Below are 11020 nucleotides of genomic sequence, written 5' to 3' on the forward strand. Positions count from 1 at the left end.
TCCATTACCGATGGGGGTAAACGGGGGGCCCCGCGGCGGGGGGCCGCCGCGGCCGGGGGCCCGTCAACGGGTGGTGCGCCGGTCCCGGCGGGGGTCCCGGGCGACTGCCGGAAGGTCAGTCGGCCACCGTCGCGTTCACCCGTTCGCCGTCCCTGCGGACGGCCGGTTCGGGGGTCCGGCCGAGCTGCCCGTAGAGCCGGCCCGGCCACCAGCTCGCCCGGCCGATGTCCAGGGAGAGCGCGGGCACCAGCAGGGTGCGGACCAGGAAGGCGTCGAGCAGGACGCCGACCGCGACGACCACCCCGAGCTGGACCATGTCGACGACCGGCATCGAGGTGAACACCGCGAAGGTCGCGGCCAGGACGACCGCCGCCGAGGTGATGACGCTGCCGGTCACCGCGAGGCCGCGGCGGACGCCTTCCGCGTGGCCGTGGAGCTGTGCCTCCTCGCGGACCCGGGTCATCAGGAAGATGTTGTAGTCCACGCCGAGCGCGGCGAGGAAGACGAAGCTGACGAGCGGGAGCTGCCAGGCGACGCCCGCGTGTCCGAAGACGTGCTCGAACAGCAGGCCGGACGCGCCGAGTGCGGCGAAGTAGGACGCCACGACGGTCGACAGCAGGATCAGCGGGGCGATCAGCGACCGGAGCAGGACGATCAGGAAGAGCAGGATCACCGCGAGGACGACGGGGATGACGACCCGGACGTCACGGCCCTGGGCCCGGTCGATGTCCAGGGTCTCGGCCGTGGTGCCGCCGACGGCGGCGTGTGCGCCGGGCACCGCGTGGACGGCCGACCGCAGGTCCTTGATGGTGTCCATGGCCGCGTCGCTGTCGGGCGCGGAGTCGAGTACGGCGTCGATCATCACCCGCTTGCCGTCGGGGCTGGGCGACCGTTCACCGATCCGTACCCCGTCGACGCTTTCGATCGCCGTGGCGACGGCCCCCGCGGCGGCGGCGTCCGCGATGACGACGGCCGGGTCGGAGGCGCCGGACGGATAGTGCCGGGCGAGCTGCTCCTGGCTGGTGACGGATTCGGGCTTCGTCTGGAAGACGTCGGACTTGCCGAGGCCGAGATTGAGGCCGAGGGTGCTGAACCCGAGGGCGGCGATCACGACCAGACAGCCCAGCCAGACGGTACGGGGGCGGCGGCCGACCGCGTTGCCGACCCGGGCCCAGCCGCCGGTCGCGGACCGCTCGGCCTGGCCGAGCCGCGGTACGAACGGCCAGAACACCCAGCGGCCGGCCAGCACCAGCAGCGCCGGGAGGATCGTCACCATGGCGACATAGGCGCACAGCACCCCGGTGGCGCCGACGAGCCCCAGGCTGCGGGAGCTCTGGACATCGGCCAGGGCCAGGCAGACCAGACCCACGACCACGGTTCCGGCGGATGCCAGGATCGCCGGACCGGAGCGCCGCAGGGCGATCCGCATGGCGGTGTGCCGGTCCTCGTGGCGCCGGAGTTCCTCGCGGTAGCGGGCGATCAGCAGCAGCGCGTAGTCGGTGCCGACACCGAAGAGGAGGATCATCAGCAGGCTGGAGCTGGCCGGATTCACCGGCAGGTCGGCGTGTTTGGCGAGCAGATAGGCCACGCCCTGGGTGAGGACGGCGGCGAAGCCGACCGACAGCAGCGGCAGCAGCCAGAGGAACGGGCTGCGGTAGATCAGCAGCAGCAGGACGATGACGACCGAACTGGTCGCGATCATCAGATTGACGTCGAGGTTCTCGAACGCCTGGGTGTAGTCGTTCAGCAGGCCCGCGGGACCGCCGACCGTGATGCCGAGACCGGCGGGCGCGCCGTCCTCCGCGAGTTTGCGCATCTCCTTGACGGCGAAGTCGACTTCGACGTCGTCACGGGTCAGCGGGACGACCGTCATCAGGGCCTTGCCGTCCTCCGACGGGACGACCGCGGCGACGGCCTCGCCGCTGGTGGCCAGCTTCGCGAACGCGGCCCGGTCCGCCGCGGCCTTCTGCCGGTCCGCCTCCCGGATACCGCCCTCACGGGTGTAGACGACGACCGCGGGCGCCTCCTCCAGCGCGGAGCTGTACTTCTCCAGCTCCGTCATGACCGCGGTGGATTCCGCGCCGCGCGGCAGCGAGCCCGTGGGGCTGCGGTCCTCGTAGTCCTCCAGTCCGCCGAAGAGCGGGGTGAGGAGGCCGGCCAGGAGGAGCCACCCTAAGAGGACGAGCCATTTGGACCTGCGGCCACTGGGGACCTTCGCGAGAAGGCCCGGGGAATCACTCATGTCGGCGTACCTTTCGTCCCCGGCCGAGCCGAGTGCTGCCGGGGTACTGCGTCCGGGGGCGGGCGGTTCGAGGACGGCCCGGGCGGAGATGACCCGCGAGAGCCGTACCTGCCTGGAGCACCACGCTACTGCGTATAGTGCACGCGTAGATGCTACGCAGTATCGGAAACGGCCGTCAAGCGGGCCGACGGCGACGCGACGGCAGAGTGAGGGGAGGCCGCACGGAGACGACGGCCCCGGCGGGGAGAGGGCGGGGGAATGCGGCGAGGGCGCGGCGGGACCCGTGCGGCGGAATGCCGGAACGCGGCGCACCCCCGGTCGGTCGAACCGAATCGGGGGTGCGCGGTGGGACGGAGGCGCGGAAAGTGCGCCGGGGGCGGTGGCGGGCGGGCGCCGGGGAGGTCAGCTCCGCGGCTGGTCGATCAGCACGCCGATGCCGTCGAGGATGCGCTCCAGACCGAAGACGAACTCGTCGTCCGGCCCCGCGGGCTGGTCGAGCACGCCCGCGTCGATCACCTTGTTGAGTGCGGGGAAGCGGTCGGGACCGACCAGCCTGCGCACGAGCTGCCCGTACGACACCATCGCCGCCAGCTCGTCCGGCGCCTTCGCCATGAACGTCGCCTCGACATCCGCCGAGACGGTCGCCTCGCTCCGGGTGTAACCGCTCAGCAGCATGATCACGGAGAGCTTGTCGCCCTCGGGGATCGGCGCGCCGTCCAGACATTCGAGCCCGCGCTCCAGCCAGATGATCTGATTGGGCGTCATTGGCGGGCCGGTGATGGGGATGCGCAGCGCCCAGGTGTGCTTGCGCAGGATCGTGTGCTGCTCCCAGGCCCACCGGGACAGCCCGGCACGCCACCCCTCGTCCGGTGTCTCCGGGGGTGACGGGGGCGTCTGGTAGATGGCGTCCGACATCAGGACGAGCAGTTCGTCCTTGGACGCGAGATAGCGGTAGAGCGCCATGGTCGAGGCGCCCAGATCGGCCGCCACCCGGCTCATCGAGACCGCGCCCAGCCCCTCGGAAGCGGCGATGGCCACGGCCGCGTCGACGATGAGCTGAAGGCTCAGGCCGCGCTTCGGTCCCTTGGTCGGCTTCTCGCGCAGCCCCCAGGCTTCGCCGAGGTAGCTCGGCAGGGTGGGCCCCCTGCTTGCGTCCATCGACTCCACTTCCTTCGAAAGGTCCCGCCCGGGGCGGAACCGGTCGTCCTGCGGCCCAGTCTATGGGGTGTACGTCGGTGATCGAACAGGACTACGGCGCCCGGCGCACCATGTTCACCACGCCGACCAGCCGGAACACCTCGGTGGCGGGCGGCGCCCGTTCGGGCCGGGGCGGCGGACGGCGTACCGGTGCCGTACCCGCGCCCGGCCCGGAACCCGTCCGGCCGGAGCGGATATCACCGGCAACGGGCCCGCTCGGGCGATACCACCGGAGAGAGACCATACGTCACCCGGAGCGGTCTGCCACGGGCACCGGACGAGCCCGGGCCCGCCCGGGCGCCGGGTTAGGGGCGACCCCAGTCGGCACCCGCCGGCGGCGCTAGGGGGTGCCGGGCGACCTTAGGGGGGTCTCCCGGCTGTCCGGCCGCCCGGCGCGCGCTTGGATCGGGCCACCACCGCAGAGAGGACGTCCGGGCGATGACCGAGAACACCGAGACCGGCAGCACCACCGGGTCCCTCCCGGTGTTTCCGCTCGACCGCAGGACCTGCCCGCTCTCGATTCCCCGGGAGTACGAGGCGATGCGGAAGGACGAACCGGTCGCCCGGGTCGTCAACCGGATGACCGGAAAGCCCGTATGGGCGCTGACCAGGTACGAAGACGTCCGCCGGGTACTGGGCGACCCGTCGATGAGCTCCAACGCCCGCAACCCCGGCTACCCGCACCAGTTCCAGGTCCCGGAGGAGATGCTGCCGTACATCGCCTTCCCCTTCGCCGCCATGGACCCGCCCGAGCACACGGTGCGCCGCCGGATGGTGATCCCCGAGTTCACCGCCAAACGGATCGCCGAACTGAAACCGCGCACCCAGGCGATCGTCGACGCCCGGATCGACGCCATGCTCGCCAAGGGCGGCCCCGTCGACCTCGTCGCCGAACTGGCCGTACCGGTGCCGTCCCTCCAGTTCTGCGAGATGCTCGGCGCGGACCCCGAGCACATCGGCTACTTCCGGAACTACGCCGAGACCACCACCGGCCGCGACTCCAGCATGGAGGCGGTCGCCGGGGCGATCGCCCGGATGGACGAGTTCCTCGACGAACTGATCACCGAGAAGACCGGCACGCCCGGCGACGACCTGCTCAGCCGAATCGCCGCCAGACTGCCCGAGGAACCCACCCTCGAACACGACGACCTGGTCGCCATCGCCCGGCTGCTGGTGATCGCCGGATCCGACACCACGGCCAACATCATCTCGCTGGGCACCCTGGTCTTCCTCGAGCACCCCGAGCAGCTCGACGAGGTACGGCGCGACCCCTCGCTGCTGCCCGGCGCCATCGAGGAACTGCTGCGCTTCCTCAGCATCCTGGACTCGGCGACCGTACGCGTCGCCACCCGGGACACCGAACTGGCCGGCGGCGAGACCGTCCGCGCCGGCGAGGGCGTCCTCGCCCTCAACGGCGCCGCGAACTGGGATCCCGACCGGTACCCTGACCCGCACCGGTTCGACATCCACCGCGACGCCGAGGGCCATCTGGCCTTCAGCTACGGAAACCACATGTGCCCCGGCGCCAACTTCGCCCGCACCCAGCTCGAAGTGGTCTTCGGCACCCTGTTCACCCGCATCCCCGGCCTGCGCCTGGCGGCCCCCGCGGACAAACTGCCCTACATGTTCGACGCGCACGCGTACGGACTCCACGAACTGCCCGTCACCTGGTGAGCCGGGAGTGAGGGCGATGCGGATCACGGTCGACCGCGAGGTGTGCGTCGGATCGGGGAACTGCGTCTTCTTCGCCCAGCAGGTCTTCGACCAGCACCCCGACGGCACGGTCCACCTGCTCGTCCGCGAGCCGGACCAGGCCCTGCGCACCGCGACGCTGACCGCGGTCGCGAACTGTCCGGTCCAGGCGATTTCCGTCAACGACACCTGAGCCGCGCGCTCCACCGAGAGCCGCGCCGCTCCTGGAGACATCCCGGGAACGGGGGTTCGGAGCAGAAGATGATCACACTTCCCGAGGCGGACGGCACCCTCACCGCCTACCGGCCGGACCATCCGGCCGACACCCGGCCGGCCGACCCGACGCCGTTCAGGACCCGGTCGGTGCTGGCGACGGCCCATGTGCTCGCCGACCCGCTCGCCACCAACGAACCCCTCGGCCCGGTGGGCCCCACCCCGCCGCCCCAGACCCTCGACTGGGACGCCACCCTCGCCTTCCGCCGCCATCTCTGGTCCCACGGCTTCACCCTCTGCGAAGGCATGGACACCGCACACCGCGGCATGGGCGTCGACTGGCCGCTCGCCGCCGAGCTGATCCGCCGCTGCGGGGCCGAGGCCAGGGCCGTGGGCGGCCGGATGGCCGCCGCCGTCCTCACCGACCAGATCGAACCCTTCGAACCCTGCACCCTCAAGGACGTCCGGGCCGCCTACGAGGAACAACTGGCCGTCGTCGAGGAGGCCGGCGCCCAGCCGGTCATCATGTGCAGCCCCCACCTCACCGTCGCCGCCCGCGACCACGACGACTTCGCCGAGGTCTACGGAGCCCTGATCCGCCAGTCCACGCAGCCGGTGATCCTGCACTGGATCACCTCGGAGTGGGACCCCCGCAACACCGAGTACTGGGGCCACGAGGAGCCCGACCCCGCGTACGAAGCACTCCTCGACATCGTCCGCGCCCACCCCGGCAAGGTCGACGGCGTCAAAATCGGCCCCGCGGACCTCGACCGCCAGACCGCCTGGCGCGCCCGGCTCCCCGACGGGGTGAAGTTCTACACCAGCGACACCACCGACTACGCCCGGATGTTCACCGGCGACGACAACGGCCACAGCCACGGCCTCACCCCGGTCATCGACCCCGTAGCCCCGCTCGCCGCCCGCGCCTTCCGCGCCCTGGACGACGGCGACCGCGCCCGGGCCGCCGGACTCCTCTCCGCCACCCTCCCCCTGAACCGCCATCTGTTCAGCGGAGAGGGCCGCAGCATCTACTTCTTCCGCACCGGCATCACCTTCCTGGCCTGGCTCGCCGGGCACGCCCCGCACTTCCGGATGGTGTGGGGCGAGCAGTCGGCCCGGTCCGTGCCCCATCTGGCCACCGCCTACCGGCTGGCCGGCGAAGCGGGCGTCTTCCCCGACCCGGACCGGGCCGAACAGCGGATGAAGCAGTTCCTCACCCTCTCGGGGGTCGACCAGTGACCAGGGCACTCGTCCTCGGCGGCGGACTCGCCGGCATGCTGGCCGCCGCCGCCCTCGCGGACACCGCCGACAGCGTCGTCGTGGTCGAGCGCGACACCTTCCCCGACGCCCCCGTACCCCGCCGCGGACTGCCGCAGGGCCACCACAGCCATATCCTCATGCGCAGCGGCGCCGAAGCCCTCGACGAACTCCTCCCCGGCACTCTCGACCTGCTCCACACCGCCGGAGCCAAAACCCGCGGTCTGCCGTCCGGCGCGCTCGCCCGCGGCCCCGAAGGCTGGATGGAACGCCTCGAAACCGACGCCTATCTGCTGCTCTGCAGCCGCGACCTGCTCGACCACATCGTCCGCGGCCAGGTCCTGCGCAACAGCGGGATCACCGTGCGCGAGGCCACCAAGGTCCTCGGGCTGACCGGCAGCGCCGCCCGGGTGACCGGCGCCCTCGTCGACACCGCCGAAGGACCCGAACGCATCCCCGCCGATCTCGTCGTCGACGCCACCGGCCGCGGCTCCGCCGCCCCCGCCTGGCTCACCGCCCTCGGACTGCCCCAGGTCCGCGAAGACGTCGTCGACGCCGGAATCACCTATGTCAGCCGCTGGTTCGAAGCACCGCCCGCCGTCAAGGACAGCTTCCCCGGCGTCATGATCCAGATGACCCCCGGCACCGGCCGCCCCGGCCGCGGCGCCGGACTCCTCCCGATGGAAGGAGGACGCTGGATCCTCAGCCTCTTCGGCAGCCGCGGCGGCGAACCCCCGAAGGACGAGGCGGGCTTCACCCGCTTCGCCCGCGAACGGCACCATCCGATCATCGCCGATCTGATCGCCCGCGCCACCCCGTCCGGCCCGATCCGCACCTACCGCAACATCCCCGACTGCCGGCGCCGCTACGAGAAACTCGCCCTCCCCGAAGGCTTCGTCGTCATCGGGGACGCCGCGTCCGCCCTCAACCCCGTACACGGCACCGGTATGTCCGTCGCCGCCCGCTGCGCCCTGCTGCTCCGCGACCAGCTCGCCGGCGGCCCGCGGCGGCCCGTGCCGACCCGCCGTATCCAGGCCGGAATCGCCCGTATCAACGGCGGTGCCTGGAAACTGGCCGTCAACACGGACCAGGGCCTGCCCGGAGTCCGCGCGAACATCCGCCTCCTCGGCGGGCCCCTCGCCGACCGGCTGGCCGCCCGGATCGCCAGCACCGGCTGCCGCGACCACCGGGTCATCAACACCGTCTTCGGTATCGCGTCCCTGGTCCGGCCGATGAGCGCGATGATGACCCCCGCGTTCCTGCTGGCGGTGCTGCGCGGCCCGCGCAAACCCGCGCTCACGGACGAACAGGCCATCGCGCAGTTCCCCGAGTTCGGCGAACTGCTCCCGTACGCCCGCTCCGGCCGGCCGACCCGCAAACCCGTATGAGCACCCGGCAGCCGGGGCCCGCCGACGCCCCCACCGTGATCCCGTGGCTGCTCTCCGGCCGCGGCCCGGAGGCACTGCGCGGCCAGGCCGAACGTCTCGCCGCCCATCTCACCGGCGGCACCGGAACCGGTGAGACGGGCGGGGCGGCCGATATCGGGCACTCCCTGCTGACGACCCGCGCCCTGCTCGGCCACCGGGCCGTCGTCCTGGGCCCGGACACCCCCGCACTGCTCGCCGGGGTACGGCTGCTGGCCGGAGGGGACCCCTCCGGCGACCCCGCAGCCACCGCAGCCACCGTGGTCTCGGGCACCGCGCTCCCGGACCCCCGGATCGCCTTCGTCTTCCCCGGCCAGGGCTCCCAGTGGCGCGGCATGGCCCGCGAACTCCTCGACACCGCACCGGCCTTCGCCGACGCGATGGCCCGCTGCGCGGCCGCGCTGGAACCCTTCGTGGACTGGACACCCGCCGATGTCCTGCGCGACGCCGAGTCCCCGCTCTGGGACCGGGTCGACGTGGTGCAGCCCTTGCTGTGGGCGGTGATGGTGTCGCTCGCCGCGCTCTGGGAGTCGTACGGAGTACGGCCCGCGGCCGTCGTCGGCCACTCCCAGGGCGAGATCGCCGCCGCCTGCGCCGCCGGAGCACTGTCCCTGGCGGACGGCGCCCGGGTCGTGGCCCTGCGCAGCAGGCTCATCCGCGCCGGACTCGCCGGCCTCGGCGGGATGCTCTCCGTACCGCTCTCCCCGGCGGACGTCGAACCCCGCCTCGCCCCCGCCGCGGGCCGCGTCCAGCTCGCGGCCGTGAACAGCCCCTCGTCCGTCGTGCTCTGCGGCGAGACCGGCGCCCTGGACGCGCTGTTCGCGGAGCTGACCGCCGAAGGGATCCAGGCCCGCCGGATCTCCGTGGACTACGCCTCGCACTCCCACTACGTGGAAAAGCTCCGCGACGACCTGCTCGACGCCCTCGGCCCCGTACGGCCCCGGACCGCGGACACCGCGTTCTACTCCACCGTCACCGGCGGCCTCCTGGACACCGCGGAACTCACCGCCGAGTACTGGTACCGCAATCTGCGCGGCACCGTACGGTTCGCCGACGCCACCCGGGCCCTGCTCGCCGACGGCTTCCGCGTCTTCGTCGAGTCCAGCGCGCACCCGGTCCTCACCAACGCCGTCCAGGAGAGCTGCGAGACCGCCGGGGCCGACGCGGCCGTCATCGGCTCACTCCGCCGCGACGCGGGCGGCCTCGACGGGTTCGCCCTGGCACTGGCCCGGGCCCATGTCCGCGGTACCCCGGTGACCTGGACCTCCTTCCTGCCCGGGGCCCGGACCGTCGACCTGCCGACCTACGCCTTCCAGCGCGAGCGGTACTGGAAGGACCCCGCCGCCGGGACGGTCCGGCGCGCCGCGACCGGACAGCGCCGGGTGGAGCACCCCCTGCTGACGTCCGCCGTGGAACCGGCACACACCGACGGCACCCTTCTCACCGGCCGGCTCTCCGTCCGCGACCAGCCCTGGCTCGCCGACCACCTCGTCCTCGGTACTCCCGTCGTGCCGGGCGCGGTCTTCGCCGAGCTGGCGCTCTGCGCGGGCGAACACCTGGAATGCCCGGTGGTCGGCACCCTCACCCTGCGCACCCCGCTGGTACTGCCCGAGCACGGCGGCGTCGCCGTCCAGACCGTCGTCGGCCCGGCGGACGCGTCCGGCGACCGGCCGTTCACCGTGCACTCCGGCGCCACCGAGGACGGCGGACCCTGGACTCTCCATGCGGAGGGGCTGCTCACCGGCGCGGACACCGCACCGCCGCCCGGCGCGGACGCGGCCGGCCCCGTGGCGGGCTTCGCCCAGTGGCCGCCGCCCGGAGCGACGGCGGTGGACGTCGTCGACGGCTACGAGGGGCTCGCGGCCCGGGGCTACGGCTACGGCCCGGCCTTCCGCGGTGTCACGGCGATCTGGCGGCGCGGCGACGAGACCTTCGCCGAAGTCGAACTGCCCCCGGACCTGCGGGCGGACGCCGAACGCCATCTGCTGCACCCGGCCCTGCTGGACGCCTGTCTGCACCCCGGCGCCCTGAGCGGGCCCGGCACACCCGCGCGACTGCCCTTCGAATGGGCGGACCTGCGGCTGTACGCCGTCGGCGCGAGCACCCTGCGGATCCGGATCGCCCCGGCCCCCGGCGGCGACGGGGAGCGGCTGGACGCCGCGGACCCGGCGGGCCGCCCCGTGCTCTCCCTCGCCGCCCTCTCGACCCTGCCGGTGGAACCCCGGCAACTGGAACCCCGGCGCGGAGCGGCCGGAGTGGAGCCGCTTGCCCTGGAGTGGATCCCGCTCCCGGCGACAACCGCGAAGGCGGCTGACAGGCCGGGCGTCCCCGTATCCGACGCGCTGCCCGTACCCGACGCCCTGTCCGGCCCCGGCACCGCGACTGCCGCGGCCCTGCCCGACCTCGATACGGTGCGTGCTCTGGCGGACCGGGGGGAGACCGTGCCGGGCACCGTGCTCTGGAGGGTTCCCCATCCGGCGGGGCAGAACGTGCCGGACGCCGCCCGCGAAGCCGCCCGCACCACCCTCTCCGTGCTCCAGGAGTGGCTCGCCGACGAGCGCTTCACCCACTCGAAGCTGGTCGTCCTGGTCCGGCACGCCCAGGCGGTCACCGGCGACGAGCAGCCCCCGGATCTCGCCCTGGCAACGGTCCCGGGGCTGGTCCGCGCGGCCGCCGCCGAGAACCCGGACCGGGTTGCCCTGATCGACACCGACGGCCGTGCCGACTCGGAACGCGCCGTCCCGGCCGCCGTGGCCGTTGGCGAACCGGAGGCCGCCGTGCGCAACGGCACGGCACTGGTACCCCGGCTGAAGAGGGCACCCCTGACCGCCCGCGAGCCACGGACCGTCGACCCCGTGGGGACGGTGTTGGTGACGGGTGGGTTGGGTGGGTTGGGTGGTTTGGTGGCGCGGCATGTGGTGGTGGGTTGGGGGGTGCGGCGGTTGGTGTTGGTGGGTCGTCGTGGGTTGGAGGGTGCGGGTGCGGTGGGGTTGGT

The 11020-nt window shown here is 72.9% G+C and carries 7 protein-coding genes; 5 read left to right on the plus strand and 2 right to left on the minus strand.

What is annotated here, in order from left to right; all coding sequences use genetic code 11:
* Positions 1–115: 115 nt before the first annotated feature.
* Both ACWDR0_RS33380 and ACWDR0_RS33385 read right to left on the minus strand, forming a co-directional pair.
* Positions 116–2242, minus strand: a complete 2127-nt coding sequence (locus ACWDR0_RS33380; RefSeq protein ID WP_456355577.1) for an MMPL family transporter — start codon at positions 2240–2242, stop codon at positions 116–118.
* 402 nt (positions 2243–2644) lie between these two features.
* Positions 2645–3400: a TetR/AcrR family transcriptional regulator gene (locus tag ACWDR0_RS33385; protein ID WP_456355578.1), complete on the minus strand. Its 756-nt coding sequence runs from the start codon at positions 3398–3400 to the stop codon at positions 2645–2647.
* A 477-nt stretch (positions 3401–3877) separates the two neighbouring features.
* On the opposite strand from ACWDR0_RS33385, the gene ACWDR0_RS33390 reads away from it, so the two are divergent.
* The 5 genes from ACWDR0_RS33390 to ACWDR0_RS33410 form a co-directional block, all read left to right on the plus strand.
* Positions 3878–5113 carry a cytochrome P450 gene (locus ACWDR0_RS33390; RefSeq protein ID WP_456355579.1) on the plus strand — a complete coding sequence of 412 codons (1236 nt, stop codon included), beginning with the start codon at positions 3878–3880 and terminating at the stop codon, positions 5111–5113.
* A gap of 16 nt (positions 5114–5129) precedes the next feature.
* Positions 5130–5324, plus strand: coding sequence for a ferredoxin (locus ACWDR0_RS33395; protein ID WP_456355580.1), 195 nt, complete (start codon positions 5130–5132; stop codon positions 5322–5324).
* Between the two features lie 68 nt (positions 5325–5392).
* The gene (locus ACWDR0_RS33400; RefSeq protein ID WP_456355581.1) at positions 5393–6583 is read left to right on the plus strand and encodes a DUF993 family protein; all 1191 of its coding nucleotides are present in this window, start codon (positions 5393–5395) and stop codon (positions 6581–6583) included.
* Entirely contained in the window at positions 6580–7989 is a 1410-nt protein-coding gene (locus ACWDR0_RS33405; protein WP_456355582.1) for an NAD(P)/FAD-dependent oxidoreductase, read from the plus strand. The genes ACWDR0_RS33400 and ACWDR0_RS33405 overlap by 4 nt, the downstream gene beginning before the upstream one ends.
* Positions 7986–11020, plus strand: a 3035-nt coding sequence (locus ACWDR0_RS33410; protein WP_456355583.1) for an acyltransferase domain-containing protein, incomplete at its 3' end; no start/stop codon positions are given. The genes ACWDR0_RS33405 and ACWDR0_RS33410, both read left to right, overlap by 4 nt.

It is taken from the genome of Streptomyces sp. NPDC003691 (assembly GCF_053981115.1).

Bases quoted from the DNA above. Each gene is read 5' to 3' on its own strand.
- ACWDR0_RS33385 (WP_456355578.1), bottom strand. From the start codon at position 3,400: ATGGACGCAAGCAGGGGGCCCACCCTGCCGAGCTACCTCGGCGAAGCC.
- ACWDR0_RS33400 (WP_456355581.1), top strand. From the start codon at position 5,393: ATGATCACACTTCCCGAGGCGGACGGCACCCTCACCGCCTACCGGCCG.
- ACWDR0_RS33390 (WP_456355579.1), top strand. From the start codon at position 3,878: ATGACCGAGAACACCGAGACCGGCAGCACCACCGGGTCCCTCCCGGTG.
- ACWDR0_RS33395 (WP_456355580.1), top strand. From the start codon at position 5,130: ATGCGGATCACGGTCGACCGCGAGGTGTGCGTCGGATCGGGGAACTGC.
- ACWDR0_RS33380 (WP_456355577.1), bottom strand. From the start codon at position 2,242: ATGAGTGATTCCCCGGGCCTTCTCGCGAAGGTCCCCAGTGGCCGCAGG.